The organism is Microbacterium sp. ZW T5_56, assembly GCF_044987425.1.
In the GTDB taxonomy this organism is placed as follows: domain Bacteria; phylum Actinomycetota; class Actinomycetes; order Actinomycetales; family Microbacteriaceae; genus Microbacterium.
This window is the reverse complement of sequence record NZ_JBJDRI010000019.1, coordinates 1-26,238: the sequence shown is the minus strand read 5'-3', so window position 1 is coordinate 26,238 and position 26,238 is coordinate 1. Positions and strand designations below refer to the sequence as shown.

The window sequence follows — 26,238 nt, the reverse complement described above, 5'->3', positions numbered from 1 at the left end:
CCCTTCGTCGTTCCCGGGGCCATCGCCGTCTACGATGGAAGGATGCCGCGGGTCAGCCGCTCCTCGCGCCGTGGCGCACCGACGAACACATCGAAAGGCGAATCATGAAGAAGCTGCTCTGGTTCCTGGTCGGAATCGCGGCGGGCTTCGTCGCCGCGCACTTCGTCAACAAGGACCCGCGCGGACGCGAGGCTCTTGCCGAACTCGACGCCCGAATCACCGAGTTCACTGACCGCATGAGTGATGCCTACCGCGAGCAGGAGGCGTCGCTGGAGGCCATCGTCGACGAGGCCAAGCGCAACGCGAACTGATCCGGCTTCGGCCGACGCAGACTTTCCCATTGAAGAACTAAGGACGAGCCCTTTTCCATGAAGACCGCTGAGATCGCCCAGCGATACCTCGACTACTTCGAGCGTCAGAACCACACCATCGTTCCGTCTGCATCCCTCGTGAGCGACGACCCGTCGATCCTGTTCACGATCGCCGGCATGGTGCCGTTCATCCCGTACCTGACCGGCGTAGTGCCGGCCCCGTACCCTCGCGCAGCGGACGTGCAGAAGTGCATCCGCACGAACGACATCGAAGAGGTCGGCAAGACGGCGCGCCACGGCACGTTCTTCCAGATGCTCGGCAACTGGTCCTTCGGCGACTACTTCAAGGAAGGCGCCATTCGCTTCGCGTGGGAGCTGCTGACCTCCGCCGAGGAAGACGGCGGACTGGGCTTTGCTCCGGACTCACTGTGGGTCACCGTCTACGAGACCGATGACGAAGCGGCCGAGCTCTGGCAGCGCATCGCCGGTCTCCCGGTTGAGCGCATCCAGCGCATGGGTAAGGAAGACAACTACTGGCACACGGGTCAGCCCGGTCCTGGCGGTCCGTGCTCCGAGATCTACTACGACCGTGGCCCCGCCTACGGGCCCGATGGCGGACCCCTGGTCGACGACACGCGGTACCTGGAGATCTGGAACCTCGTGTTCATGCAGGATCTCATCGCGAACGTGCGCTCGAAGGTCGACTTCGACATCGTCGGCGAGCTGCCGCACAAGAACATCGACACCGGGATGGGCCTGGAGCGCGTGGCGTTGATCAAGCAGGGCGTCCAGAACATGTACGAGACCGACCAGGTGCGTCCGGTGCTCGACAAGGCTGTGTCGCTCACCGGTCGCGCATATGGCGTCGCCCACGAGGACGATGTCCGCTTCCGTGTGGTCGCCGACCACGTCCGTTCCGCTCTGATGCTGCTCTCCGACGGCGTCACGCCCTCCAACGAGGGGCGCGGATACATCCTCCGTCGCCTGATGCGTCGCACGATTCGCTCCATGCGACTGCTCGGCGTCGACGGTCCCACGTTCCCCGAGCTGTTCCCGGTCTCGCGCGACGCGATGAAGGCCGGCTATCCGGTGCTCGAGAGCGATTGGGAGCGCATCTCCACCTACGCCTATGCAGAGGAGGAGACGTTCCTGCGCACGCTGGCGGCCGGATCCGCCATCCTCGACGAGGCCGTTGCCGAGACGAAGAGCGCCGGAAAGTCCGCCATCGCGGGCGATGAGGCGTTCCTGCTGCACGACACGTACGGCTTCCCGATCGATCTCACGCTGGAGATCGCGGAAGAGGCGGGCCTCACCGTCGATCGGGGCGCGTTCGACACCCTCATGCAGGAGCAGCGCGCCCGCGCCAAGGCGGACGCGAAGTCGCGCAAGCGCGCGATCGCCGACGTCTCCGTGTACCGCGAGTACCGCGCCCACGGCGAGACGGTCTTCACGGGCTACACCGAGATGGAGACCGGCTCTCGCGTGCTGGGCATCCTCGTGGATGGTCAGAGCGTCGATCGTGCCTCAGCCGGTCAGATCGCCGAAGTGATCCTTGCGGAGACCGCGCTGTACGCGGAGTCGGGTGGCCAGGTCGCCGACAAGGGCACGATCGTGGGGCCGGGTTACGAACTGGACGTCCTGGACGTGCAGAAGCCGGTTCCGGGCCTCATCAGCCACACCGTCGAGGTCGTCACCGGCGAGGTGTCCCTGGACGCGCCCGCCACCTCCGTCGTGGATGCCCTGAACCGCCGCGCGGCGCGTCAGGCCCATTCCGCCACGCATCTCGTCCACGCCGCGCTTCGCGACACCCTGGGCAAGACCGCCACGCAGTCCGGCTCGCTCAACCGTGCCGGCTACATGCGCTTCGACTTCTCCTGGAGCCAGGCTCTCTCCGCCGCGACGAAGACGGAGATCGAGGAGATCACCAACAACGCCATCGGCGACGGCCTCGAGGTCACCACGCGCATCATGTCGCTGGATGAAGCCAAGGCCGCCGGTGCGATGGCCCTGTTCGGTGAGAAGTACGGCTCCGAGGTCCGCATGGTCGACATCGGTGGTCCCTGGTCTCGCGAACTCTGCGCGGGCACGCACGTGTCCAACAGCTCCGAAATCGGTCTGGTCAGCCTGGTCGGCGAATCCTCGGTCGGCGCGTCCAACCGTCGCGTCGAGGCGCTGGTCGGACGCGATGCGTTCCGCGAGCTGACGGCGGAGCGCGCGCTCGTCGCGGAACTCACCAGCACGCTCAAGGCGCCGCGAGATCAGGTGCTCACTCGTGTCGCCGAACTGTCCGCCGGTCTCAAGGCCGCCGAGAAGAAGATCGCCGCTTTCGAAGCTCGCGCCCTCGCCGACCGCGTTCCCGCGCTGGCGGAGACGGCAGCCACCGTGGGTGCCTACCGTGTCGTGACCGCTGACGTCGGTGCCGTCGGCTCCGCTGACGACGTCCGCGCGCTGGTCAACAGCGTTCGTGAGCGTCTCGGGTCAGAGCCTGCCGTGGTCGCGCTCGGCGGCATCGCCGGGGAGCGTCCGGTTGTCATCGTCGGCACCAACCAGGCTGCGCGCGACGCCGGTGCGAAGGCCGGTGTGCTCGCCAAGGCAGCTGCCGGCGTTCTCGGCGGTGGCGGTGGCGGACGAGACGATCTGGCTCAGGGCGGTGGCACGGACGCTTCGGCGCTGCCGTCGGCTCTCCAGGGAATTCGCGACCAGCTCGGGCGGGCATGACCGGCTTCCGACGCGGCGTCCGCGTCGGCGTTGACGTGGGCAAAGCCCGCGTCGGCGTCTCGCAGTGCGATCCGGACGGCATGCTCGCCACGCCGGTGGAGACCGTACCTCGCGATGAGCACAGCGTGTCGCGCGTGTTGGCCATCGTCGAGGAACTCTCCGCGATCGAGATCGTCGTCGGACTGCCGTTGAACCTGCGCGGTGAGGACACCCTGTCCACCGCGGATTCGCGCGAGTTCGCCACGGCACTGGCCGCGGGTGAGGTGCCCGTCCGTCTGATCGATGAGCGGCTCACCACGGTGACGGCGCACAGCCAATTGCGCAGTTCGGGTCGCAAGCAGCGCGATACCCGTGGCATCGTTGACCAGGTCGCCGCTGTGGTGCTGCTGCAGCAGGCGATCGACACCGAGAAGCGCTCCGGTGCGCTTCCCGGAATCCCTGTACCCCGTCCCCAGGAGTCTGTGTGACTGATCCTGCTGGCCACGAGCCCGAGTCCACCCCGAAGTCGCGTCGCGAGGCGCGTGCCGCTGCGGCGCAATCGCAGCAGGGATCGGAGGCTCAGCCGCCCAGCGGGGTGCCGACACCCGAGCCCGCTGCGGGCCCGGAACCTGTGGTTGCGGGATCCGTGACGCCCGATCCGCGGGGAGAGTCGGCCGCGACCATGGCGCTTCCGCTCCAGGAGGCGGCGGCACTCTCGACAGATGTCCCGGCGCAGCCCACTCGCCGCGCCTCCGCAGAGACCTCGGACGCCCCGGACGGACTCACCGACATGGCGGATCTGTTCGCGGCGGAGCCCGTGCCGGCGTCCGATGTCAAGCAGAAGCGTCGCAAGCGTCGTCGTGGTTGTCTGGTCGGGCTCATCGTGATGCTCGTCGTGGTGGGTGGTATCGTCGCCGCCGGTGTCACGGTATACAACGTGTTCGGCGACCAGATCCGCGACGCGCTCGGAATGAGCGAGCCCGCCGACTACGAGGCCGGCACCGAGGGCGATCCGGTCTTGATCAGCATCGGACCCGGTGAGACCGGACTCGACATCTCCAGCACCCTCCACAGCGCGGGCGTGATCAAGACCAATGGTGCGTTCTATGACTACGTGCGGGGGCTGTCGAGCCCGGAGGAGTTCTATCCCGGGCTGTATGAGCTCAACACCCACATGACCTCGAAGGCTGCGTACGAGGCGCTGATCAATCCGGAGAACAAGCGGGAGAACACCCTGTTGATTCGTGAGGGCGAGCCCACCGGGCTCATCTACGAGGAGCTGGCCACTGTGCTGGAGATCAGCGTGGACGACGTGAAGGCCGCCGCGGCCGACCCCTCGCAGTTCGGGGTGAACGCCTCCTCGCTCGAGGGCTGGCTGTTCCCCGCGACCTACACCCTGGAGCCGGGCACGTCGGCGCACGACGCCATCCAGACGCTCGTGAACCGCATGGTTCAGGCACTGGACGAGGCCGGGGTGCCGGTGGAGAAGCGTCAGGAGATCCTGACGATCGCCTCGATCGTGCAGCGCGAGGGCCGCACCGACGACTTCGCCAAGGTCGCGCGCGTGATCTACAACCGTCTCGACCCGTCGAACACGGAGACGCACGGACTCCTGCAGATGGACTCCACGGTGCAGTACGGCGTCGGCAAGCTGACGCTGGGCGTGGTCTCCACCACCGACGAAGACCGTGCGAATGACAACCCGTACAACACCTATCTCCATCCGGGGCTGCCTGCGGGTCCGATCTCCAGCCCGGGAGACGCCGCCATTGCGGCAGCGCTGCACCCCGCCGACGGTCCGTGGTTCTACTTCGTGACGGTCAACCTCGATACCGGCGAGACGCTGTTCGCCACCACGTACGCCGAGCAGCAGGCCAACGAGGAGAAGTGGCACCAGTGGTGTGAGGCGAACCCCGACAGCGGGTGCTATTGATGCAGCGCCTGGAAGTCTGGGGCGACCCGATCGCACACAGCCGGTCACCCCAGCTGCACACGGCCGCCTATCGGGCCCTCGGCCTGGATTGGGAGTACGGGCGTCGGCAGGTGACTGAAGCCAGTTTCGATCGTGAACTGGTGACCGCGCGCCGAGAGCTTCGTGGCCTGTCTCTGACGATGCCGCTGAAGGAGTCCGCGTGGGCGGCCGCCGGCTGGCGGGATGTCCGCGCGCTGCGCACCGGGGTGGCGAACACCCTGTTGCTCACCGGCGATGAGCCGGCCGCGTTCAATACGGATATCGGGGGCTTTCTCGGAGCGCTGCGGGAGAACGGTGTCGACGCGCCCGAGCGGGCCCGCATTGTGGGTGCCGGTGCCACCGCCGTCTCTGCCGTGATCGCGCTGACCGAGGCCGGTGTGCGCGAGCTCGAGATCGTCGCCCGCAGCCCCCAGAAGGCCGCATCGCTGGTGGATCTGGCCGCCGATCTTGGTCTGTCCGTCTCCGTTCGGGCGCTGACGAGCGAAGCGGGGCTGACCGATGTCGACGCCACGATTGCGACGCTGCCCGGCGGCACGCGTATCGATGGCGTGGTGGCCGAGGACCTCGCGCAGCACGGTGGCGCCCTCGTGGACGCCGTCTACGCGCCCTGGCCCACGCAGCTGGGCGAGGCGTGGATCGCCCTCGGCCGACCCGCTGCGTCCGGTGTGCAGATGCTGCTGCATCAGGCGCTCCTGCAGGTGCGGATCTTCGTCACCGGCCAGGTCATCGAGCCGCTGGAGTCGGAGAGCGTCATCGTGGACGCGATGCGCTCGGCGCTCATGGGAGACTAGGGGAATGCTTCGCGTCCTCACCGCCGGTGAATCCCACGGTCCTGAACTCGTCGCCATGATGGAGGGCCTGCCCGCGGGCGTCCGCATCGATCTGGACGACATTCGCGCCGACCTCGCTCGTCGCAAGCTCGGCTACGGCCGCGGCTCGCGCATGAAGTTCGAGGCGGACGAGTTGCACCTGTCTGGCGGCGTGCGTCACGGCTATTCGCTCGGCAGCCCCATTGCGCTGCGCATCGGTAACACCGAGTGGCCGAAGTGGACCGAGGTGATGAACCCGGAGCCGGTGGAGCTCACCGAGATGTCGCGCGGACGCGGCGCAGCGTTGACCCGCCCCCGTCCGGGGCACGCCGACCTCGTGGGCATGCAGAAGTATGGCTTTGACGAGGCCCGTCCGATTCTGGAGCGCGCGAGCGCCCGTGAGACTGCGGCACGCGTTGCGCTGGGTGCGATCGCGAAGTCGTTCCTCTCTGAGCTGGGCATCCGCCTGGTGAGCCACACGCTGTCTATGGGACCTGTTCGTGTTCCCGACGGTGCCGCGCTGCCGACACCGGATGACGTCGACACGCTGGATGCCGATCCGCTGCGGTGCTTCGATGCGGCCACGTCGGAGCGCATGGTGGCCGAAGTCGACGATGCGAAGAAGATGGGCGACACCGTCGGCGGGACCGTTGAGGTGCTCGCGTACGGGCTCCCGCCCGGACTCGGCTCCCACGTCCAGTGGGACCGTCGCCTGGATGCGAAGCTCGCGCAGGCCGTGATGAGCATCCAGGCGATCAAGGCCGTGGAGATCGGCGACGGATTCGTCACGACCACGCGCCGCGGGTCCGCGGCTCATGACGAGCTCTATGCGGCAGCGAACGGCATCACCCGCACATCCGACAAGGCCGGCGGCGTCGAGGGCGGCATGTCCACCGGAACCGTGCTGCGGGTGACCGCGGGGATGAAGCCCATCGCCACAGTGCCGCACGCGCTGCACACTATCGATGTCACCACCGGCGAGGAATCCTCCGCGCACCACCAGCGCTCGGATATCTCCGCAGTGCCAGCGGCCGGCGTCGTCGCCGAAGCGATGGTGGCGATCACCCTGGTCGATGTCGTGCTGGAGAAGTTCGGCGGCGACTCGGTGACCGAGACGCGTCGCAACCTCGACAGTTACCTCGCCGCCATTCCCGAGAACCTTCGTACCGCGGGCGTGAGCGACCCGTCTCTGGCCGGCGGTGTCTGAGCCGACACCCCGCGCCGTCGTGCTGGTCGGCCCGATGGGGGCCGGGAAGTCCAGCATCGGCAAGAAGCTGGCCAAGGTGCTGGAGCGATCGTTCACCGACACCGACGCCGTCATCGCGCGTGAGCACGGACCAATTCCGGAGATCTTCGCCGAGCACGGAGAGGCTCACTTCCGTGAGCTGGAGCGACTCGCCGTCGCCGATGCCGTGGCCGGTGGCGGGGTGGTCGCACTGGGCGGCGGCGCCGTCCTCACTGCGGCGACGAGAGAGCTGCTGGCCGAGCACGATGTGGTTCTGCTGACCGTCGAGCCGCGTGTTGTCGCCGGCCGGATCGCGGGTGGAGGTCGTCCGCTGCTCGCCGGCGAGGACCCGATGCGGCGATGGCTGCGGATCCGAGACGAGCGCCGACCACTGTACGAGGAGGTCGCCGACGCGACCTTCGACACCTCGACGGGGCGCATCCAGGCCGTCGTCGAGCGCATCGCCGACTGGGTGAGAGGAAACCGTTCATGAGCACCACCACGATCCACGTCTCCGGCGAGCCGGGTTACGACATCTCGATCGGTGACGGTCTGCTGGCGAGTCTCGGTGAGGTGCTTCCGCCGAACGCCCGCAAGGTGCTCATCATCCACCCGCCGACGCTGGGCGCTCAGGCCGAGAAGCTGCGTCAGCAGCTGTTGACCGACCGCGAGGTGCTGCTGGCCGAGATTCCGGATGCCGAGCAGGGCAAGCGCATCGAGGTGGCGGCTTTCTGCTGGCAGATCCTGGGCCAGAGCGACTTCACTCGCACCGACGCCGTGATCGGCTTCGGTGGTGGCGCGGTCACCGATCTCGCCGGTTTCGTCGCGGCCACGTGGTTGCGCGGCGTTCCCGTGGTCCAGGTGCCGACGACCGTGCTCGGCATGGTGGACGCGTCTGTGGGTGGGAAGACCGGCGTCAACACCGCCGAAGGCAAGAACCTGGTCGGATCGTTCTGGCCGCCCTTTGCCGTGGTCGCGGATCTGGAGTTGCTGCGTTCGCTCAGCCGCAACGAGGCAGTCGCCGGATACGCGGAGGTCGTGAAGGCGGGATTCATCCACTATCCCGAGATCCTCGACATCGTGCGCGCCGATCCCGAACGGGCCACCGACGTGACCAGCGCGGAGTTCCGCCGCACGATCGAGCTTGCCATCCAGATGAAGGCCGACGTCGTGGGAGAGGACCTGCGGGAAGCGGGCCTGCGGGAGATTCTCAACTACGGCCACACTCTCGGCCACGCGATCGAGCACGCCGAGCGCTACCGCTGGCGTCACGGTGCCGCGATCTCCGTCGGCATGATGTTCGCCGCCGAGCTCTCGCGTCTGGCCGGACGCCTCAACGATGACGCCGTCGCGGCGCATCGTGACATCTTCGAGAGTCTCGGTCTGCCGACCACGTACCTCGCCGGTCGTTGGCCGTCGCTGCTGTCGACCATGCAGCGGGACAAGAAGTCTCGCGGTGGAATGCTGCGGTTCATCGTGCTGGATGACATCGCTCGGCCGACGGTGTTGCAGGCGCCCGATGAGTCCCTGCTCTTCGCCGCATATCAGGAGATCTCCGGCTGATCCGGTCTTTTCCGGGTGGGGATGTTCAATGTCGGTGGCCCAGCGTACCCTCGTACCCACCAACGGCGGGAGGCCACCATGCAGAAGATCATTCCGAACATCTGGTGCAACGGCACGGCTGAGGAGGCGGGTCGCTTCTATGCGGACGCGCTCCCCGGCGGCGCAACGCAGGTCACCAGCAGATACCCCACCGAGGGCCTCCTCGACTTCCAGGAGCCACTGGCTGGTCAGGCGCTGACGGTCGACGTCACGATCGGCGATTTCCGCTTCTCGCTGATCAACGCCGGCCCGGAGTTCCGTCCCAATCCGTCGATCTCGTTCATGGTCAACTTCGACCCGCTGATGTTCGACGGCGACCCCGCGGCTGCGCGCGACGCGTTGGACGCGGTCTGGGCGCATCTCAGCGACGGCGGGGAGGTACTGATGCCGCTGCAGGAGTACCCGTTCAGCCAGCGCTATGGGTGGGTGCAGGACAGGTTCGGCTTCACCTGGCAGCTGACGCTGACTGACCCCACGGGCGATCCTCGACCGTTCATCATCACAGCTCTCACCTTCGTCGGACGCTCGGATGGGCGTGCCCGCGAGGCGGTGGAGCGCTACACGTCGCTGTTCCCCGACGCCGCCGTCGGCACGGTGATGCCGTTTCCGGGCGAAGAGCGCGTGATGTTCAGCGAGTTCCGCGTCGGCGACCAGTGGTTCACGGCTATGGACGGCGGCGCCACGGATCACGAGTGGTTCTTCGACTGCGGTGTGTCTCTCGAGGTGCGCTGCGCCGATCAGGCAGAGATCGACACGTACTGGGACGCGCTGAGTGCCGTGCCCGAAGCAGAGCAGTGCGGATGGTTGGCCGACGAGTTCGGGGTCAGCTGGCAGATCGTGCCCGAGAACATGGGGGAGCTGATGACACGTCCGCAGGCGTTCGAGCACATGCTCCAGATGAAGAAGCTCGTCATCGCGGACTTCTGAGGTGCCCGATGTCAGGATGAGGGAGTGAGCACCGATTCTTCCTCGCCTGTTGTCATTCGATCGTCAGTGGGGGAGTCCGACTACCCCGCGCTCGAGACGATCTGGGCTGATGCTGTTCGAGCCACACACGATTTCCTCGATCCTGCGGATTTCGAGCGGATCGCGTCGAACTTGAGCGGCGCGTACTTCCCGGCGGTGTCGCTGGTGGTCGCAGAGCTCGAGGGTCAGCCCGTCGGGTTCGCGGGTGTGCTGGACGGGGGACTCGAGATGCTGTTCGTGTCTCCGACAGCGGCCGGGCACGGAATTGGTTCGGCGTCGCTCCGTCATGTCGTCGACGAGCGCGGGGTGACACGGGTGGATGTGAACGAACAGAACTCGGCGGCGTTCGGCTTCTACGAGCGCCGCGGGTTCGAGGTCGTGGGACGCGGTGAGACGGACGGCGACGGTCGTCCGTATCCGATTCTGCATCTTCGGTTGACCTCGTCGGAGGTGGAGTAGTCGCCGAACATCAGCCGGCCAGGAATGCCTCGGCTACCTCGGCGAACTGCGGGTGGTCCTGCGCGCGGTGGCCGTGACCGGGCAACACGACGTGCGTTGCTCCCTCGTCCAACAGTCGTGCCGCAATCGTCTCGTACTCGTCGTTCCAGCCGCCGGTGACCACCAGGGTGCGCTCCGCGGCGAGATCATCGGCCCGCAGACCATGACCCCAGGGCAGCGTGCGCTGCGCGAACTCCGCCGCCAGTGGCTGCTCCTCAAGCCAGGTGGCCGCCTCGGACGGGCCACCGAACATGAGGGGGCGGATGATCGACCAATAGCCCCGGAGATCGCCCGTGGCGAGATGAGCACGGGCGCGTTCGACGGTGGCGACGTGGGCATCGACGTCGCGTGATCCCCGTGCGATGTCATAGAACGCGGGCTCCACGAGCACCAGCCGTGCGGCCGGGGTCATACGGGCAGCGAGAACCGCGGGAATCGCGAGGTACGAGTGCGCGAACACGGCGTCCGGTGCGATCGGGTCCGCTGCTTTCGTGATCTCTGCTGCGGCGTCGGTGGCGGGAACATCTGACCGCACGGCGATGAAGGTCGCGTCGGGCGCTGCAGACGGCCAGGCGCGGTCGCCGGAACGACCAGCGCTGTGCACATGGACTCGCATGTGGGCCACCCTACGGGTGCTACACCCTTCGAAGCTTGGCGACGCGATGACCCCGGCCGGCGCTGATAGCCTCCGAACATGACTGCACCGCGTCGCCTGCTGCTCGTGAATGGCCCCAACCTCAACCTTCTGGGCACGCGCCAACCGGAGGTCTACGGCACGGAGACGCTCGCCGATGTCGAGGCCCTGGTGCGCACGACGGCGGCGGCGCGTGGCTTCGAGGTTCGGGCGATGCAGTCCAACCACGAGGGCGTGATCATCGATGCCATCCACGAGGCGCGACGGGACTGCGCCGGTATCGTCATCAACCCGGGCGGGCTGACGCACACCTCGATCGTCCTTCGTGATGCTCTTGCGAGCGTCGACCTGCCCGCAGCAGAGGTGCACATCTCCGACGTGAACAATCGCGAGGACTTCCGCAAGCTCTCCTACGTGCGCGACCTCGCGGTGGTGCACGTGATCGGGGAGGGCGTGGCGGGCTACGCGCGCGCGGTCGAGCGGCTCTGCGATGTGATCACGGGTCAGTCGGAAGGCTGACGATCCGCGTCGCCCAGGGGATCACCGGGCGCGTCCGATAGAATGACGAGTCGGCCACCGCCGACCACTCCCACAGACGAAACGGAATCACTTCCCATGGCATCCACCGCGGACATCAAGAACGGCGTCGTCCTCAAGATCGACGGCCAGCTGCTGAGCGTCGTGGAGTTCCAGCACGTCAAGCCGGGCAAGGGTGGTGCGTTCGTTCGTACCAAGCTCAAGAACGTCGTCACCGGTAAGACCATTGACCGCACCTTCAATGCGGGTGCCAAGGTCGAGATCGAGAACGTCGACCGCCGCGACTTCCAGTACCTGTACAACGACGGCGAGAACTTCGTCTTCATGGATGTCGACGACTACGACCAGCTCACCGTCTCCGCCGCAACGGTCGGCGACGCCGCGAACTTCATGCTCGAGAACCAGACGGTGCAGATCGCGCTCAACAACGGCAACCCGCTGTACGTCGAGCTGCCCGCGTCCGTCGTGCTCGAGATCACGTACACGGAGCCGGGCCTGCAGGGCGATCGCTCCTCGGCCGGCACCAAGCCCGCCACCGTGCAGACCGGCTACGAGATCCAGGTTCCGCTGTTCCTGGAGACCGGCACCAAGGTCAAGGTCGACACGCGCACGGGTGACTACCTCGGCCGCGTCAACGACTGATTCGCTGAATGTCTGCACGCACCAAGGCGCGCAAGCGCGCGCTCGACATCCTTTTCTCGTCCGACGTCCGCGGTGACGCGCTGGACGTGACGCTCGCGGCGGAGGCTCAGCGCGCCGTCGGCGAGCCCGCGCGTGAAGCCTCGTGGCTGTACGCACGCGAGATCGTCGACGGCGTGCTCGATCACCGCGACGAGATCGATGAGCAGATCGTGACGCACGCTCGCGACTGGAAGATCGACCGCATGCCGGCTATCGACCGCGCCCTCCTGCGCATGGCCAGCTGGGAGATCCTCTTCAACGACGACGTCCCCGCCGCGGTCGCGATCGACGAGGCAGTGGAACTCGCGAAGGAGTACTCCACGGACGACTCCGGGGCCTTCGTGCACGGCGTCCTCGCCCGCATCGCCCGCTCGAACTGACCACAGGCGAAACGCCCGTCCCGTCAGGGACGGGCGTTTCGCAACTCGCGGCGCGTAGCGTGGGGGCGTGGGATGGGGACGGAAGCTGACCGCGGCGAGTGTGCTGATTGCGGTTGCGGCGCTCGGCTGGGGGCAGAACGAGGCCTGGCGGGCAACGCGCCACAACCTCGGACGCGCTCAGCAGGGGTCCCGATCGGTCGTCGTCGTCCTGGGCTTCGGCAACCGCGGAGACCGGGCCAACGCCATCAACCGGTGGCGGGTGCGGGCGGGACTTCGCACCCTTCGGGCGATGCCCGTACCGCGCGTGCTCATCGTGTCGGGCGGGCGAGTCCACTCCGACATCCCCGAGGCGACGATCCTCGCGGTCGAAGCTCGTCGTCAGGGATGGCGCGGCGCGATCATCGAGGATCCCGACAGCCGCAGCACCGTCGAGAACATCGCGTTCACGACGCCGCTGCTGCGGGCGGACGATCTGATCTCCATCGTGTCCGATCCGGTCCACGCCGTGCGCGCGCGGGCGATGCTCATCGCGGCGAGACCGGATCTCGGTGCTCGGCTCATGCGCGGGCGTGAATGGCGTCTCGGCGAGCGCCCGCTGGTCACGTTCGTCGCCGCGGTGCGCGCTCGTCGGTACGACCAGCGGGGCTGACCCGCGCCCACGAGCCGGTGTGACCTCGGCAAGGCACTTCGTCTCGCTTCGCTCACTCAGTAAGCGGGGTGGTGGCGCTCGTTCAGCAACTCAGGGTCGGGAGACGGCGATGGGAGTTCAGCGGACGGCGTGGGCCTCGATGAACTCCCGCAGGGCCTGCTCGTCGTTGGCCATGTGCACCACGCGCTGCGGGGCATCCATGAGCTCGCGCACCGCGGCGGGCGGTTCAGGCGTCTCGCCGAGGGCCTCGGAGATCGTCTCCGGGAACTTGCGCGGCTTGGCCGTCTCCAGCACCAGCATGGGAACGCCGTCCTCGACGAACTCCGCCGCCACACCGGCCCCATCGGCGGTATGCGGGTCGATGATCACGCCGCTGCGTTCGAAGACATCACAGATCACGCGGATGCGGTCCTCGTGGGTTGAGGTGCCCGACGCGAAGCCGAACTCGGTGCCCAGACGCGGGTGCTCTGTGGTGAGGTCGAAGGAGCCCGTCTCCGCCAGCGTGCGCCATGCGCCCGCGGTGCGCTCGGCGTCACGACCCAGAAGGTCGAACACGAAGCGCTCCAGGTTGGAGGCCTTGGACACATCCATCGACGGGCTGGAGGTCGCCAGAGTCTCCGCGGACGTCCGCGGACGGTAGATCCCGGTGCGGAAGAAGTCGTCCAGCACGTTGTTCTCGTTCGAGGCGAGCACCAGGCGACGCACCGGCACGCCGAGCAGCTTGGCGTAGTAACCCGACAGGATGTTTCCGAAGTTGCCCGACGGCACCGCGAACGAGACCTCGAACGCGGCACGCTGATCCGCAGCGACGGCATCCGTCGCCCGCAACCATGCCCACACGTAATAGACGATCTGTGCCGAGATCCGGCCGAAGTTGATCGAGTTCACGGCGCCCAGATGCTGCGCGTCCTTGAAGGCGAGGTCTTCGGAGAGCGTCTTCACGAGGTGCTGGCAGTCATCGAAGACACCCTCAACCGCGATATTGTGCACGTTCTCGTCCTGCAGCGAGTACATCTGAGCGCGCTGGAACGCGCTCATCCGACCCTGCGGAGACAGCATGAAGATGCCGATGCGGTCCCTGCCGCGGAACGCGTACTCGGCCGCAGATCCGGTGTCGCCCGAGGTTGCACCGAGGATGTTGAGGATGTCCTGGTTCTTCGCGAGGGCATACTCCATTGCCTCGCCCAGGAACTGCATGGCCATGTCCTTGAACGCCAGCGTCGGGCCCTCGGACAGCCCGACGAGGGTCATCCCGCCGCCGATATCCGTCAGCGGAACGATGTCCTTCGCCTCGAACTTCGAACCCTCGTACGCGGCTGCCGTCAGACGCGCGAGGTCGTCGCGAGGGATGTCCGTGGCGAAGAGCCCGATGACCTCGGTGGCCAGCTCCGGGTACGCGAGTGCGCGCCAGGACTCGAACGTCTCTGCCGGAATCGACGGAACCTCGGCGGGCACGGCGAGCCCGCCATCGGGTGCGAGGCCGGCGACGAGGACGTCGGTGTACTGACCGAGAGCGGTGCCACGAGTGGAGATGTACTGCACGGGATTCCTTCGACGAAGCGGGGGAGGTCGTGCGTCCAGCCTAGAGGGCGCGGCACGTGCGCGCCCGCCACGTGACAGCGTGCGTGCGTGCGTTTCTCACGGCGGGCCACAGGCGGTGCCCGGGAGCCGCCCCGTAGAATCGACAGGTTCCACGGAGAAGGAGAGTCATGCGGATCACGGGACTGGGCCACGCCGGCATGTTCATCGAGACCACCGGGGGAAACGTCCTCTGCGACCCCTGGGTGAAGCCGGCGTTCTTCGGATCCTGGTTCCCCTTCCCGGACAACCGCGGACTGGATTGGGAGCGCTTCGGGCGGGAGGCAGATTTCCTCTACGTCTCGCACCGCCACCGTGACCACTTCGACCCGTGGCTGCTGGAGACCTACGTCCGCAAGGACATCGAGGTGCTGCTGCCCGACTACCCGACGGACGACCTGGAGCAGGACCTCCGAAAGCTCGGCTACCACAACATCACGTACACGCAGGCGGGCGAGGTGATCGAGCGCGGACCGCTCAAGATCATGGTCACTCCGCTGCGCGCCCCGAGCGACGGCCCCATCGGCGACTCTTCCCTGTCGCTGGATGACGGCACGGCGTCGATCCTGAATCAGAACGACTCGCACCCCCTGGACCTGGAGGCGCTGCTGTCGTTCGGCAAGCCCGACGCCTACTTCACGCAGTTCTCCGGCGCGATCTGGTGGCCCATGGTCTATGACCTGCCGCTGGAAGCGAAGCAGAACTTCGCGCATCTGAAGCGCGAGGCTCAGCACAAGCGCGCCATGTTCTACATCGACAAGGTCGACGCCCCGCACGTCTTCCCGATGGCGGGCCCGCCGATGTTCTTGCGCGACGACGTCTTCGACTCCAACGGCCTCGGTCGGGGTGAGTCGGTCGGCATCTTCACCGACCAGGTCGAGTTCATCGCCCGCATGAAGCAGGAGGTGCCGAAGTACGACGGTCACGTCTTCATCCCGGGCACGGTCGTCACGATCGTCGACGGCGAGGTCGGCGTCGAGCAGACGTTCTACGCCCAGGACGAGATCGATCGGATGTTCGCCGACAAGTGGGGCTACCTGGAGGAGCAGCGCGCGTCGCGCCAGCAGGAGATCCGGGATGAGGAGGCTTCGCGCGCCGCCGTGCTGGAGCCTGCGGTGATGCTGGAGAAGCTCAAGGAGTGGTGGGAGCCGCTGCTGCGCCGCGCCCGCATCATGCGCAATGGCGTAGGAGGGCCGGTCCGCTACACGATCGGCGAACTCGACATGGTCGTCGACTTCCCGAAGGCGAAGTTGCGCGAGTATGCGGGGGAGGAGTGCAGCTTCTGGTTCCGTATCCCTGCCGACCTGGTCTCCACGAACATCGCCGATGGCGAGATCGACTGGTCCAACTCGATCTTCCTGTCCATGCAGTTCCAGACGGCGCGCATCGGCAAGTTCAACGAGTTCATCTACACCTTCATGAAGTGCCTCTCTCGAGACCGCATCGAGTACACGGAGAACTGGTACGCCGAGCAGTCCGACCAGACCGAGGACGCGCAGATCGGCGACTGGGTGGTGCAGCGCCGCTGCCCGCATCTGCGCGCCGACCTCACCAAGACCGGCAAGATCGACGAGGACGGTGTGCTCACCTGCTCCCTGCACGACTGGAAGTGGGACCTCAACACCGGGAAGTGCATCACGTCGTTCGGCCACCCGATTCGCGCATCGCGGCCGGGGGATGACCTCACCCTGGCGGCGACGGCACCCGCCGACCTCAGCGAGGCCTGACGCCCGACGTCATCGGTTCGATGACGTCGGCGACGGGCGGTAGACTCGTCTCAGTCGAAGAGCAACCTTTAACACCGTCCAGAGAGGCGGAGAAGGGAGCGGCCATGGGCACTCGAACTGTGCTCCACGAAGCCGACATCACGCGGGCGCTGACCCGCATCTCGCACGAGGTGATCGAGTCGCATCGCGGCGTCGATGGCATCGTCCTTCTGGGAATCCCCACGCGCGGCGTCACGCTGGCCAAGCGGATGTCCGTGATCATGAGCGACATCACCGGGGTCTCCGTCCCGGTCGGCTCGCTCGATGTGACGCTGTTCCGCGACGATCTCGCCCGCCAGCCCACGCGGTCGCCCGGCCCCACGGAGATTCCCGTCGGCGGTATCGACGGTCGCACCGTGGTGCTCGTGGACGACGTGCTGTTCTCGGGACGCTCGATCCGCGCCGCGCTCGACGCGCTGCAGTCGATCGGACGCCCGTCAGCGGTGCGCCTCGCGATCCTGGTCGATCGCGGACACCGCGAGCTGCCGATTCGCCCGGACTTCGTCGGCAAGAATCTGCCGAGCGCGCGCGAGGAGCGCGTGCACGTGCGTCTCGCGGAGATCGACGGCGTGGACGAGGTGACGATCGAGTCATGAGGCACCTTCTCGATACCCAGTCCCTGTCGCGCGAGGATGCCCTGCGCATCCTGGACGTGGCCGAGGACATGTCCGACACGCAGTCGCGCGAGATCAAGAAGCTCCCGACGCTGCGCGGCAAGACCGTGGTGAACCTGTTCTTCGAGGACTCCACGCGGACCCGCATCTCCTTCGAGGCGGCGGCCAAGCGACTGAGCGCTGACGTCATCAACTTCGCGGCCAAGGGCTCGTCCGTATCCAAGGGCGAGAGCCTGCAAGACACCGCGCAGACGCTCCAGGCCATCGGCGCCGACGCTGTCGTGGTCCGCCACGGCGCCTCCGGCGCGCCCCGCACACTCGCCACCAGCGGATGGATCTCCGCGGGCGTGGTGAACGCCGGTGACGGCACGCACGAGCACCCCACCCAGGCGCTGCTGGACGCTTTCACCATCCGCAAGCGCACGTTCGGCGCCGACAGTCGCGGGAAGGACCTCGCCGGGATCCGCGTCACCGTGGTGGGCGACGTGCTGCACTCGCGGGTCGCGCGCTCAAACGTCTGGCTGCTGCACACGCTCGGTGCCGAGGTGACCCTGGTGGCCCCACCCACCCTGCTGCCGCAGAACGTCTCGGCCTGGCCCGTGACGGTGGAGTACGACCTCGATCGCGCTATCGCCGCCGCGCCCGACGCGCTGATGATGCTGCGCATCCAGTCGGAGCGCATGCATGCTGCATACTTCCCCAACGAGCGCGAGTACTCGCGGCGGTGGGGACTGGATCCGGAACGTCTGGCACAGCTTCCCGGGGCTACGATGGTGATGCACCCCGGCCCCATGAATCGCGGCCTGGAGATCTCCGCCGCGGCGGCCGATTCACCCCGATCGACCGTCCTCGAGCAGGTGGCGAACGGCGTCGCTGTCCGCATGGCCGTGCTCTACCTGCTGCTCGCTGGAGAACGCCCCAGCGACGAACGAGAGGACCTTTCATGACCGACGCCCTGCTCATCGTCGGAGCGTCGCTGGAAGGCGGCGACCGCACCGACATCCTCGTGGCGGACGGACGGATCACTGAGGTCGGCACCGGACTCAGCGCGGCCGGCGCTCGGCGCATCGACGCCGACGGTCTTGTGGCTCTGCCCGGCCTCGTCGATCTGCACACGCACTTGCGCGAACCCGGCTATGAGGCGTCCGAGACCATCCTCACGGGAACCCGTGCCGCCGCTGCCGGCGGATTCACCGCAGTCTTCGCGATGCCGAACACCTCACCCGTGGCGGATACCGCTGGCGTGGTGGAGCAGGAGCTCGCCCTGGGTGAGGTCGCCGGGTACGCCACCGTACAGCCGATCGGCGCCGTCACCGTGGGCCAGAAGGGTGAACGTCTCGCCGAACTCGGCGCGATGGCGGAGTCTCGTGCACAGGTCCGCGTCTTCAGCGACGACGGCTTCTGCGTGTTCGACCCGCTGATCATGCGCCGCGCCCTGGAGTACGTGAAGGCGTTCGACGGTGTCATCGCGCAGCACGCGCAGGATCCGCGCCTCACCGAGGGCGCGCAGATGAACGAGGGCATCGTCTCTGCCGAGTTGGGTCTTGCCGGGTGGCCGGCGGTGGCGGAGGAGTCCATCATCGCCCGCGACGTCCTCCTCGCCGAGCATGTGGGCTCGCGCCTGCACGTCTGCCACCTGTCCACCGCCGGATCGGTGGACATCATCCGCTGGGCCAAGAAGCGGGGCATCAACGTCACCGCCGAGGTCACCCCTCACCACCTGCTCCTCACCGACGACCTGGTGCGCGGCTACGACGCTCGCTACAAGGTGAACCCGCCGCTGCGTCGCGAAGAGGACGTCCTCGCGGTGCGCGAGGGCCTCGCCGACGGCACGATCGACATCGTCGCCACCGACCATGCTCCGCATCCTGCCGAGAACAAGTCCTGCGAGTGGGCGGCGGCCGCGAACGGCATGGTCGGGCTGGAGAGCGCGCTGCGCGTCGTCCACCTCGCCATGGTCGAGACTGGGCTGCTGGGCTGGGACGACGTCGCACGCGTGATGAGCCGCACGCCGGCACGCATCGGACGCCTCGACGGTCACGGTACGCCGATCACCGCGGGTGAGCCTGCCGAGCTGGTGTTGTACGACCCGAGCGCAGGCGGCGCCTTCACCACCGATGATCTGCGTGGCCGCAGCGTGAACTCGCCCTACCTTGGGCGAGAGCTCCCCGGAAGCGTCCGCTGGACGATCCACCAGGGTGCGGCCACCGTGGCGGACGGCGTCCTGCGGGAGGTCGGCGCATGAGCCGCGAGGGCGCGCTCCTGGTGATGATCGCCGTCGCCGTGGTGCTGATCGGTCTCATGCTCTGGGGCTGGCGACGACGAACGCGGCGAGACGCCGCCCTCGTCGCGCCGGTCGCCGCGATCGGCGGTGCTGAGCGGTATCAGGCATCGGGGCTGTACGTGGCCACCACCGCCCACGACGACGCCCTGAACCGGCTCGCCATCAAGCACCTCGCCTACCGCGCTCGCGCCACGGTGACCGTGCTGGACGACGGTGTGCGCCTCGCCCTCACCGGTGAGCCCACCGTTTCCATTCCGCGCACCGCGCTGGTGTCCGTCGGCACCGCCACGGTCACGATCGACAAGGTCGTGGAGCGCGACGGCCTGGTCCGCCTGGTCTGGCTCATCGCCCCCGGTCAGGTGGTGGACTCCTACGTCCGCCTCCAGCAGACCTCACCCCAAGAACTCATCGCCGCGATCGACTCCCTGATCCCGGCCCCCGCATCGACTGGAACAGAAGCATGACCCTGCTCTCCCTCGACCCGGCCGTCCTCGTTCTCGAGGACGGCACCCGCCACGCCGGCAACGCCTATGGCGCACGCGGCACGACCCTCGGTGAAGTGGTCTTCACCACCGGCATGACCGGATACCAGGAGACCATCACCGACCCCTCGTACGCCGGTCAGATCGTCCTGCAGACGGCACCGCACATCGGCAACACCGGGATGAATGACGAGGACGACGAGTCCCGCCGCATCTGGGTGTCGGGTTACGTGGTGCGCGACGCGTCCCGCGTCGTCTCGAACTGGCGTGCCACCGGCTCGCTGGATGACTCGCTTGAGCGCGACGGCATCGTCGGCATCTCGGGCATCGACACCCGCGCCGTCACGCGTCACATCCGCTCGGCCGGATCCATGCGCGGGGGCATCTTCTCCGGCGAGGCTGCCAGCATCGCCCCAGAGGAGCAGCTGCGGATCGTTCGCGAGGCGCCCGAGATGGCCGGTCAGAACCTCTCCGCCGAGGTCTCGGTCACCGCTCCCACCCTCGTCCCCGCCACGACCGAGCGGCTCGGTAACCTCGCCGTGCTCGACCTCGGCGTGAAGCAGGCGACGCTGGACAACCTGGCCGCGCGCGGCTTCGACGTGCACGTGCTGCCGCAGGCGAGCACCTTCGCAGACATCCAGGCGATCGACCCGGTCGCGGTGTTCTACTCCAACGGTCCGGGCGACCCCTCCGCCTCCGACACTCAGGTGGCGGTGCTTCGCGAGGTGCTCGACGCGCGCCTGCCGTACTTCGGCATCTGCTTCGGCAACCAGCTGTTCGGTCGAGCCCTCGGACTCGGCACCTATAAGCTCACCTTCGGCCACCGCGGCATCAACCAGCCGGTGCTCGACAAGGCCACCGGCCGCGTGGAGATCACCGCTCACAACCACGGCTTCGCGGTCGACGCCCCTGTTGAGGGGACGTTCGAGAGCCCGAACGGCTACGGCCAGGTCGAGGTCAGCCACGTCGGCCTCAACGACCAGGTGGTGGAGGGCCTGCGTGCCATCGACATCCCTGCCTTCTCGGTGCAGTACCACCCCGAGGCCGCTGCCGGCCCGCACGACGCCAACTACCTGTTCGACCGCTTCCGCGACCTGGTCATCGCGCACCTGAACACGAAGGACTCCGAGTAATGCCGAAGCGCGAAGACATCAACTCCGTCCTGGTCATCGGATCCGGACCCATCGTCATCGGCCAGGCGGCCGAGTTCGACTACTCCGGAACACAGGCATGCCGTGTGCTGCGCGAGGAGGGCGTCCGCGTCATCCTGGTGAACTCCAACCCGGCCACCATCATGACCGACCCGGACTTCGCCGACGCGACCTACATCGAGCCGATCACCCCCGAGGTCATCGAGTCGATCATCGCCAAGGAGAAGCCCGACGCCATCCTGCCGACCCTCGGTGGGCAGACGGCGCTGAACGCGGCGATGACGCTGGACCGCCTCGGAATCCTCGACAAGTACGGCGTGGAGCTCATCGGCGCCAAGGTCGAGGCCATCCAGAAGGGTGAGGATCGCCAGATCTTCAAGGAGCTGGTGATCGAGGCCGGTGCTGACGTCGCCGCCTCGGTGATCTGCCACTCAATGGATGACCTCCTGGCCGGCGCCGAGAAGCTCGGCTACCCGCTCGTGGTGCGTCCCTCCTTCACCATGGGCGGGCTCGGCTCGGGCTTCGCCTACAACGAAGACGACCTGCGCCTGATCGGTGGCGCGGGCCTGCACGACTCGCCCACCAACGAGGTGCTCCTGGAGGAGTCCATCCTCGGCTGGAAGGAGTACGAGCTCGAGCTCATGCGCGACACCGCGGACAACACCGTGGTGATCTGCTCCATCGAGAACGTCGACCCGGTCGGTGTCCACACCGGTGACTCGATCACGGTCGCACCGGCTCTCACGCTCACCGACCGCGAGTACCAGAAGATGCGCGACATCGGCATCGACATCATCCGCGCTGTCGGCGTGGACACCGGTGGCTGCAACATCCAGTTCGCCGTGGACCCCGACAACGGGCGCATCATCGTCATCGAGATGAACCCGCGGGTCTCGCGTTCGTCCGCGCTCGCCTCGAAGGCGACCGGGTTCCCGATCGCGAAGATCGCCGCGAAGCTGGCCATCGGCTACCGCCTGGATGAGATCCCCAACGACATCACCCAGGTCACGCCGGCCTCGTTCGAGCCGACCCTCGACTACGTCGTGGTCAAGGCTCCGCGCTTCGCGTTCGAGAAGTTCCCGGCGGCGGATGCCACCCTGTCCACCACCATGAAGTCGGTCGGTGAGGCGATGGCCATCGGCCGCAACTTCACGACCGCGCTGCAGAAGTCGCTGCGCTCTCTGGAGAAGCGCGGATCGGCGTTCCACTGGGGCGTCGAGGAGCGTTCCGTCGAGGAGTTGCTGGAGATCTCGAAGATCCCCACGGATGGGCGCATCGTCACCCTGCAGCAGGCGCTGCGCAAGGGTGCGACTGCCGAGCAGGCCTTCGAGGCGACCAAGATCGACCCCTGGTTTATCGATCAGATCGTCCTGATCAACGAGGTGGCCGAGCATGTGGCCGCCGCGGCCGAGCTGGATGAGGCGACGCTTCGTCTCGCGAAGGATCATGGATTCTCCGACGTGCAGCTCGCGGAGCTGCGCGGTCTCACCGAATCCGCTGTCCGGGAGCTGCGCCACTCGCTGGGGCTGCGCCCGGTCTACAAGACGGTCGACACGTGCGCCGGCGAGTTCCCCGCGCTCACGCCGTACCACTACTCGTCGTATGACACCGAGACCGAGGTCGCCGCGTCCGATCGCACCAAGGTCGTCATCATCGGCTCCGGCCCGAACCGCATCGGTCAGGGCATCGAGTTCGACTACTCCTGCGTGCACGCCTCGTTCGCGCTGGCGGATGCCGGCTACGAGACCATCATGATCAACTGCAATCCGGAGACCGTCTCCACTGACTACGACACCTCCGACCGGCTCTACTTCGAGCCGCTGACGCTGGAGGATGTGCTGGAGATCCTGGACGCCGAGTCACAGTCGGGCACCATCCTCGGCGTCGTCTGCCAGCTCGGCGGACAGACCCCGCTCGGCCTGGCGAAGGGGATCGAGGCCGCCGGCTACACCATCCTCGGCACCAGCCCCGCCGCCATCGACGCGGCGGAGGAGCGCCAGCTGTTCTCGCAGATCCTGGACGCGGCACAGCTCGTGGCCCCGCGCCACGGCACGGCCATCGACGCTGCGGGCGCGGTGAAGATCGCGGAGGAGATCGGCTACCCGGTGCTGGTGCGTCCGAGCTTCGTGCTCGGCGGCCGCGGCATGGAGATCATCTACGACACCCCGAACCTGCGCGACTATTTCGTCCGCAACGAGGGCCAGGTCGTGATCGGCGAGGGTTACCCGCTGCTCGTGGACCGCTTCCTCGACGACGCCATCGAGCTCGACGTGGATGCGCTGTTCGACGGTGAGGAGCTCTACATCGGCGGCGTCATGGAGCACCTGGAGGAGGCCGGCATCCACTCCGGTGACTCGTCCTGCACGCTGCCTCCGATGTCGCTTGGCCGCTCGGACATCGACCGCGTCCGCGAGGCGACCCTGGGCATCGCGCAGGGTGTTGGCGTGCGGGGACTGCTGAACGTCCAGTTCGCGATCTCCGCCGACGTGCTCTACGTGATCGAGGCGAACCCGCGCGCCAGCCGCACGGTTCCCTTCGTCTCCAAGGCGCTGGGCATCCCGCTGGCGAAGGCCGCGGCCCGCATCATGACAGGGTCCTCGATCGCGGACCTGAAGGCAGAGGGTCTGCTGCCGCAGAGCGACGGATCGCGAGTGCCGCTGGATGCTCCGGTGTCGGTCAAGGAGGCTGTGCTGCCCTTCAAGCGTTTCCGCACCAAGGACGGCCGCACCGTCGACTCCGTGCTCGGCCCGGAGATGCGCTCCACCGGTGAGGTCATGGGAATCGACCGTGACTTCCCGACGGCGTTCGCCAAGAGCCAGGACGCGGCCTACGGCGGCATCCCGCGCACCGGTACCGTGTTCATCTCGGTGGCCGACTCCGACAAGCGCGCCGTGCTGCTTCCGGCACACCGCCTCCAGCAGCTGGGCTACCGGCTGGTGGCGACGGAGGGCACCGCAGAGGTGCTCGCGCGAAACGGCATCGCCGTGGAGGTCGTCACGAAGTACAGCGAGACGCAGGACAGCGGCGACAAGCGCGGTGAGCGCAACATCGTCGATCTGATCAACGCGGGCGAGATCGACATCGTGGTGAACACGCCATCCGGTGTCTCGGCTCGTGCCGACGGCTACGAGATCCGCGCAGCCGCGGTGGCCGCCGACAAGGCGCTGTTCACCACCATGGCCGTGCTGGGAGCCGCTGTCACCGCGCTGGATGCCATGGGCAAGCCGTTCGAGGTGCGCAGCCTCCAGGAGTACGCGATCGACCGGGCGGGCCGATGACCACGACACGCTCCTTCGGTTCCCGCGTTCGCGATGTCATCGCGACGCGAGGACCGCTGTGCGTCGGAATCGACCCGCACGACACCCTCCTCACCGAGTGGGGGCTGCCCGTTTCCGCTGCCGGAGTCCGCGAGTTCTCGCTGCGAGTGATCGAGGCGAGCGCGGACGAGGTCGGCATCGTGAAGCCGCAGGTGTCGTTCTTCGAGCGTTACGGGTCTGCCGGTTTCGCGGTGCTGGAGGAGGTGCTGCGGGAGGCACGTGCTGCGGGGCTTCTGGTGATTGCCGATGCGAAGCGCGGCGACATCGGCTCCACCACCGAGGGCTACGCCCAGGCGTGGCTGGCTCCCGGTGCGCCGCTGGAGAGCGATGCGCTGACGGTGAGCCCCTATCTCGGGGTGGGCGCACTGGAGCCGGCGTTCGAGGCGGCGTCTCGGCATGGCAAGGGACTCTTCGTGCTGGCAGCGACCAGCAACCCGGAGGCGATCGCGCTGCAAAGCGCGTTCGATGCGGATGCCCGCACGGTGACCGAACAGGTCATCGACGAGGTGTCCGAGCGCAACAGACGGACCACAGAGCCTGGGGGGTGGGGGAGCTTCGGCTTCGTCATCGGGGCGACGGTGGATCTGGCAGCGCGCGGCGTTCCCGCGCACCTGGACCCACCGGCGCCGATCCTGGCGCCCGGGTTCGGTGTGCAGGGTGCGTTGTTGCGCGACTTGGGGGACATCTTCGGCGCCCTGGCGCCGACTGTCATCGCGAGCGAAAGCCGCGGCATCCTGCGTGCCGGCCCTGATGGCCTGATCCCCGCGATCCGCACGCGCAACGAAGAACTGGAGATCGCTCGTGGCTGAAGGCCAGCGTCCCCCCGAGGTGGATCGAATTGCGGCGTCGCAGAAGGCAGTGGCCGCCCGGCGCGCCCGCGCGTCGCTGAAACGCGATCTGAGCACTCGCGTCGTGTCGCCGCAGGAGGTGTTGCGTCGTGCCCTGGAGGATCCGACCACACCCTCCGGCACCATGCGCGTCACCGAGTTCCTGACGGCGATCCCGGCGATCGGCGTGGGAAAGCGCGACCGGATCCTCGAGGAGCTCGGCATCTCGCCGGTCAAGCGTCTGGGCGGGCTCGGCGCACGTCAGCAGCGTGAGCTGCAGACCTGGCTGGACTGGCGCGTCCCGCAGGGTCGGGCACGCCAGGGCCGCAGCCGACTGCTCGTCCTGGCCGGTCCCACCGCCGTGGGGAAGGGCACCGTCGCTGCCAAGATCCGCGAGGATCATCCCGACATCATGCTGTCCGTCTCAGCGACCACGCGCGCACCGCGTCCGGGGGAGCAGGACGGCGTGCACTACTTCTTCGTCGATGACGCTGAGTTCGATCGGATGATCGCGGCGGGCGAGCTGCTGGAGTGGGCCACGGTCCACAACAGGCATCGCTATGGCACACCGCGCGGTCCGATCGAGAAGGCGCTGGCCGAGGGTCGCAGCGTCCTGCTCGAGATCGACCTGCAGGGTGCGCGCCAGGTGCGCGAGAGCGACCCGAGTGCCACGCTGGTGTTCCTGCTGCCCCCGTCGTGGGACGAACTGGTCAACCGTCTGGTCGGCCGTGGCACGGAGGATGCGGAAGAACGCGCCCGCCGACTGCGCACCGCGAAGACCGAACTGGCCTTCCAGAACGAATTCGACTTCCGTGTCGTGAACGAGGATGTCGCCACGGCGGCGCGCGAGGTCGTAGACTTGTCTGAGGCATCGGCGCGCTGATATTCTCGCGCGCCTGCCAACGCATGACGCATCCGTCGCCGCATCCAGGAGGTTTGCCATGGCCGGACACAACGGCGGGATCATCGATCCCCCCATCGACAACCTGCTCAACAAGGTCGACTCGAAGTACCAGCTCGTGATCTACGCGTCCAAGCGCGCGCGCCAGATCAACGACTACTACTCGGACCTGCAGGAGGGCAACCTCTTCGACAACGTCGGCCCGCTGGTCGATTCGTCGGTAGAGGACAAGCCGCTCACCATCGCCCTGCACGAGATCAACGAGGACAAGCTGCGCCTGCGCGCCGCTGAGTAAGTCGTCGTATTGCCCGCCGTCTCGGAATGTCCGTGACGGCGGGCATACTCGTTTCCCGACCC

26 protein-coding genes are annotated in these 26,238 nt (G+C 67.4%); 24 read left to right on the top strand and 2 right to left on the bottom strand.

Features of this window, described 5'->3' with window-relative positions; all coding sequences use genetic code 11:
* Window positions 1-104: 104 nt before the first annotated feature.
* From ACI3KU_RS10740 to ACI3KU_RS10695, 10 genes are all read left to right on the top strand, one after another.
* Window positions 105-311 (top strand): ATPase, encoded by a 207-nt coding sequence (locus tag ACI3KU_RS10740; protein ID WP_404922308.1) that lies wholly within the window; start codon window positions 105-107, stop codon window positions 309-311.
* 57 nt (window positions 312-368) lie between these two features.
* Window positions 369-3,029 carry an alanine--tRNA ligase gene (gene alaS / locus ACI3KU_RS10735; RefSeq protein ID WP_404922307.1) on the top strand — a complete coding sequence of 887 codons (2,661 nt, stop codon included), beginning with the start codon at window positions 369-371 and terminating at the stop codon, window positions 3,027-3,029.
* Window positions 3,026-3,496: a Holliday junction resolvase RuvX gene (gene ruvX / locus ACI3KU_RS10730; RefSeq protein ID WP_404922306.1), complete on the top strand. Its 471-nt coding sequence runs from the start codon at window positions 3,026-3,028 to the stop codon at window positions 3,494-3,496. Before alaS ends, ruvX begins: the two co-directional genes overlap by 4 nt.
* On the top strand, window positions 3,493-4,941 hold the full coding sequence (gene mltG, locus ACI3KU_RS10725) for an endolytic transglycosylase MltG (RefSeq protein ID WP_404922305.1): 1,449 nt from the start codon (window positions 3,493-3,495) through the stop codon (window positions 4,939-4,941). Before ruvX ends, mltG begins: the two co-directional genes overlap by 4 nt.
* Window positions 4,941-5,771 carry a shikimate dehydrogenase family protein gene (locus ACI3KU_RS10720; RefSeq protein ID WP_404922304.1) on the top strand — a complete coding sequence of 277 codons (831 nt, stop codon included), beginning with the start codon at window positions 4,941-4,943 and terminating at the stop codon, window positions 5,769-5,771. Before mltG ends, ACI3KU_RS10720 begins: the two co-directional genes overlap by 1 nt.
* A 4-nt stretch (window positions 5,772-5,775) precedes the next feature.
* A complete protein-coding gene (aroC, locus tag ACI3KU_RS10715) occupies window positions 5,776-6,996 on the top strand; it encodes a chorismate synthase (protein ID WP_404922303.1) in 1,221 nt (406 codons plus the stop codon).
* Complete coding sequence (locus tag ACI3KU_RS10710; RefSeq protein WP_404922302.1) at window positions 6,989-7,507, top strand: shikimate kinase; 519 nt, start codon at window positions 6,989-6,991, stop codon at window positions 7,505-7,507. Before aroC ends, ACI3KU_RS10710 begins: the two co-directional genes overlap by 8 nt.
* A complete protein-coding gene (gene aroB, locus ACI3KU_RS10705; RefSeq protein WP_404922301.1) occupies window positions 7,504-8,577 on the top strand; it encodes a 3-dehydroquinate synthase in 1,074 nt (357 codons plus the stop codon). Before ACI3KU_RS10710 ends, aroB begins: the two co-directional genes overlap by 4 nt.
* A gap of 78 nt (window positions 8,578-8,655) precedes the next feature.
* Window positions 8,656-9,543 (top strand): VOC family protein, encoded by an 888-nt coding sequence (locus ACI3KU_RS10700; RefSeq protein ID WP_404922300.1) that lies wholly within the window; start codon window positions 8,656-8,658, stop codon window positions 9,541-9,543.
* A gap of 24 nt (window positions 9,544-9,567) precedes the next feature.
* On the top strand, window positions 9,568-10,041 hold the full coding sequence (locus tag ACI3KU_RS10695) for a GNAT family N-acetyltransferase (protein ID WP_404922299.1): 474 nt from the start codon (window positions 9,568-9,570) through the stop codon (window positions 10,039-10,041).
* Between the two features lie 10 nt (window positions 10,042-10,051).
* On the opposite strand, the gene ACI3KU_RS10690 is transcribed toward ACI3KU_RS10695, so the two are convergent.
* Window positions 10,052-10,696, bottom strand: a complete 645-nt coding sequence (locus ACI3KU_RS10690; RefSeq protein WP_404922298.1) for a hypothetical protein — start codon at window positions 10,694-10,696, stop codon at window positions 10,052-10,054.
* 78 nt (window positions 10,697-10,774) lie between these two features.
* Here ACI3KU_RS10690 and ACI3KU_RS10685 point away from each other — a divergent pair, with 78 nt between their 5' ends.
* From ACI3KU_RS10685 to ACI3KU_RS10670, 4 genes are all read left to right on the top strand, one after another.
* Window positions 10,775-11,233: a type II 3-dehydroquinate dehydratase gene (locus ACI3KU_RS10685; protein WP_404922297.1), complete on the top strand. Its 459-nt coding sequence runs from the start codon at window positions 10,775-10,777 to the stop codon at window positions 11,231-11,233.
* A gap of 96 nt (window positions 11,234-11,329) precedes the next feature.
* Window positions 11,330-11,893: an elongation factor P gene (gene efp, locus ACI3KU_RS10680; RefSeq protein ID WP_404922296.1), complete on the top strand. Its 564-nt coding sequence runs from the start codon at window positions 11,330-11,332 to the stop codon at window positions 11,891-11,893.
* A gap of 8 nt (window positions 11,894-11,901) precedes the next feature.
* Window positions 11,902-12,312: a transcription antitermination factor NusB gene (gene nusB, locus ACI3KU_RS10675; RefSeq protein ID WP_404922295.1), complete on the top strand. Its 411-nt coding sequence runs from the start codon at window positions 11,902-11,904 to the stop codon at window positions 12,310-12,312.
* 67 nt (window positions 12,313-12,379) lie between these two features.
* Window positions 12,380-12,961 (top strand): YdcF family protein, encoded by a 582-nt coding sequence (locus ACI3KU_RS10670; protein WP_404922294.1) that lies wholly within the window; start codon window positions 12,380-12,382, stop codon window positions 12,959-12,961.
* 117 nt (window positions 12,962-13,078) lie between these two features.
* On the opposite strand, the gene thrC is transcribed toward ACI3KU_RS10670, so the two are convergent.
* The gene (thrC, locus tag ACI3KU_RS10665; RefSeq protein ID WP_404922293.1) at window positions 13,079-14,503 is read right to left on the bottom strand and encodes a threonine synthase; all 1,425 of its coding nucleotides are present in this window, start codon (window positions 14,501-14,503) and stop codon (window positions 13,079-13,081) included.
* 167 nt (window positions 14,504-14,670) lie between these two features.
* Here thrC and ACI3KU_RS10660 point away from each other — a divergent pair, with 167 nt between their 5' ends.
* The 10 genes from ACI3KU_RS10660 to rpoZ all read left to right on the top strand — a co-directional run bounded on the left by ACI3KU_RS10660 (window position 14,671) and on the right by rpoZ (window position 26,176).
* On the top strand, window positions 14,671-16,266 hold the full coding sequence (locus tag ACI3KU_RS10660) for a Rieske 2Fe-2S domain-containing protein (RefSeq protein ID WP_404922292.1): 1,596 nt from the start codon (window positions 14,671-14,673) through the stop codon (window positions 16,264-16,266).
* A 104-nt stretch (window positions 16,267-16,370) separates the two neighbouring features.
* Window positions 16,371-16,901 (top strand): bifunctional pyr operon transcriptional regulator/uracil phosphoribosyltransferase PyrR, encoded by a 531-nt coding sequence (gene pyrR, locus ACI3KU_RS10655; protein WP_404922291.1) that lies wholly within the window; start codon window positions 16,371-16,373, stop codon window positions 16,899-16,901.
* Window positions 16,898-17,866 carry an aspartate carbamoyltransferase catalytic subunit gene (locus ACI3KU_RS10650; RefSeq protein ID WP_404922290.1) on the top strand — a complete coding sequence of 323 codons (969 nt, stop codon included), beginning with the start codon at window positions 16,898-16,900 and terminating at the stop codon, window positions 17,864-17,866. Before pyrR ends, ACI3KU_RS10650 begins: the two co-directional genes overlap by 4 nt.
* Window positions 17,863-19,164, top strand: a complete 1,302-nt coding sequence (locus ACI3KU_RS10645) for a dihydroorotase (RefSeq protein WP_404922289.1) — start codon at window positions 17,863-17,865, stop codon at window positions 19,162-19,164. The genes ACI3KU_RS10650 and ACI3KU_RS10645 overlap by 4 nt, the downstream gene beginning before the upstream one ends.
* The gene (locus ACI3KU_RS10640) at window positions 19,161-19,667 is read left to right on the top strand and encodes a hypothetical protein (protein WP_404922288.1); all 507 of its coding nucleotides are present in this window, start codon (window positions 19,161-19,163) and stop codon (window positions 19,665-19,667) included. Before ACI3KU_RS10645 ends, ACI3KU_RS10640 begins: the two co-directional genes overlap by 4 nt.
* On the top strand, window positions 19,664-20,818 hold the full coding sequence (carA, locus tag ACI3KU_RS10635; RefSeq protein ID WP_404922287.1) for a glutamine-hydrolyzing carbamoyl-phosphate synthase small subunit: 1,155 nt from the start codon (window positions 19,664-19,666) through the stop codon (window positions 20,816-20,818). Before ACI3KU_RS10640 ends, carA begins: the two co-directional genes overlap by 4 nt.
* The gene (gene carB / locus ACI3KU_RS10630; protein WP_404922286.1) at window positions 20,818-24,114 is read left to right on the top strand and encodes a carbamoyl-phosphate synthase large subunit; all 3,297 of its coding nucleotides are present in this window, start codon (window positions 20,818-20,820) and stop codon (window positions 24,112-24,114) included. Before carA ends, carB begins: the two co-directional genes overlap by 1 nt.
* Window positions 24,111-24,962 carry an orotidine-5'-phosphate decarboxylase gene (gene pyrF / locus ACI3KU_RS10625; protein ID WP_404922285.1) on the top strand — a complete coding sequence of 284 codons (852 nt, stop codon included), beginning with the start codon at window positions 24,111-24,113 and terminating at the stop codon, window positions 24,960-24,962. Before carB ends, pyrF begins: the two co-directional genes overlap by 4 nt.
* Complete coding sequence (gmk, locus tag ACI3KU_RS10620) at window positions 24,955-25,863, top strand: guanylate kinase (RefSeq protein ID WP_404922284.1); 909 nt, start codon at window positions 24,955-24,957, stop codon at window positions 25,861-25,863. Before pyrF ends, gmk begins: the two co-directional genes overlap by 8 nt.
* Before the next feature lie 58 nt (window positions 25,864-25,921).
* Complete coding sequence (rpoZ, locus tag ACI3KU_RS10615; RefSeq protein ID WP_231090195.1) at window positions 25,922-26,176, top strand: DNA-directed RNA polymerase subunit omega; 255 nt, start codon at window positions 25,922-25,924, stop codon at window positions 26,174-26,176.
* Window positions 26,177-26,238: the final 62 nt, after the last annotated feature.

Bases quoted from the DNA above. Each gene is read 5' to 3' on its own strand.
- ACI3KU_RS10740 (WP_404922308.1), top strand. From the start codon at position 105: ATGAAGAAGCTGCTCTGGTTCCTGGTCGGAATCGCGGCGGGCTTCGTC.
- alaS (WP_404922307.1), top strand. From the start codon at position 369: ATGAAGACCGCTGAGATCGCCCAGCGATACCTCGACTACTTCGAGCGT.
- ACI3KU_RS10645 (WP_404922289.1), top strand. From the start codon at position 17,863: ATGACCGACGCCCTGCTCATCGTCGGAGCGTCGCTGGAAGGCGGCGAC.
- ACI3KU_RS10650 (WP_404922290.1), top strand. From the start codon at position 16,898: ATGAGGCACCTTCTCGATACCCAGTCCCTGTCGCGCGAGGATGCCCTG.
- ACI3KU_RS10685 (WP_404922297.1), top strand. From the start codon at position 10,775: ATGACTGCACCGCGTCGCCTGCTGCTCGTGAATGGCCCCAACCTCAAC.
- ACI3KU_RS10720 (WP_404922304.1), top strand. From the start codon at position 4,941: ATGCAGCGCCTGGAAGTCTGGGGCGACCCGATCGCACACAGCCGGTCA.
- aroC (WP_404922303.1), top strand. From the start codon at position 5,776: ATGCTTCGCGTCCTCACCGCCGGTGAATCCCACGGTCCTGAACTCGTC.
- rpoZ (WP_231090195.1), top strand. From the start codon at position 25,922: ATGGCCGGACACAACGGCGGGATCATCGATCCCCCCATCGACAACCTG.
- ACI3KU_RS10660 (WP_404922292.1), top strand. From the start codon at position 14,671: ATGCGGATCACGGGACTGGGCCACGCCGGCATGTTCATCGAGACCACC.
- efp (WP_404922296.1), top strand. From the start codon at position 11,330: ATGGCATCCACCGCGGACATCAAGAACGGCGTCGTCCTCAAGATCGAC.
- aroB (WP_404922301.1), top strand. From the start codon at position 7,504: ATGAGCACCACCACGATCCACGTCTCCGGCGAGCCGGGTTACGACATC.
- pyrF (WP_404922285.1), top strand. From the start codon at position 24,111: ATGACCACGACACGCTCCTTCGGTTCCCGCGTTCGCGATGTCATCGCG.
- carA (WP_404922287.1), top strand. From the start codon at position 19,664: ATGACCCTGCTCTCCCTCGACCCGGCCGTCCTCGTTCTCGAGGACGGC.
- pyrR (WP_404922291.1), top strand. From the start codon at position 16,371: ATGGGCACTCGAACTGTGCTCCACGAAGCCGACATCACGCGGGCGCTG.
- nusB (WP_404922295.1), top strand. From the start codon at position 11,902: ATGTCTGCACGCACCAAGGCGCGCAAGCGCGCGCTCGACATCCTTTTC.
- ACI3KU_RS10690 (WP_404922298.1), bottom strand. From the start codon at position 10,696: ATGCGAGTCCATGTGCACAGCGCTGGTCGTTCCGGCGACCGCGCCTGG.
- ruvX (WP_404922306.1), top strand. From the start codon at position 3,026: ATGACCGGCTTCCGACGCGGCGTCCGCGTCGGCGTTGACGTGGGCAAA.
- ACI3KU_RS10700 (WP_404922300.1), top strand. From the start codon at position 8,656: ATGCAGAAGATCATTCCGAACATCTGGTGCAACGGCACGGCTGAGGAG.
- ACI3KU_RS10640 (WP_404922288.1), top strand. From the start codon at position 19,161: ATGAGCCGCGAGGGCGCGCTCCTGGTGATGATCGCCGTCGCCGTGGTG.
- carB (WP_404922286.1), top strand. From the start codon at position 20,818: ATGCCGAAGCGCGAAGACATCAACTCCGTCCTGGTCATCGGATCCGGA.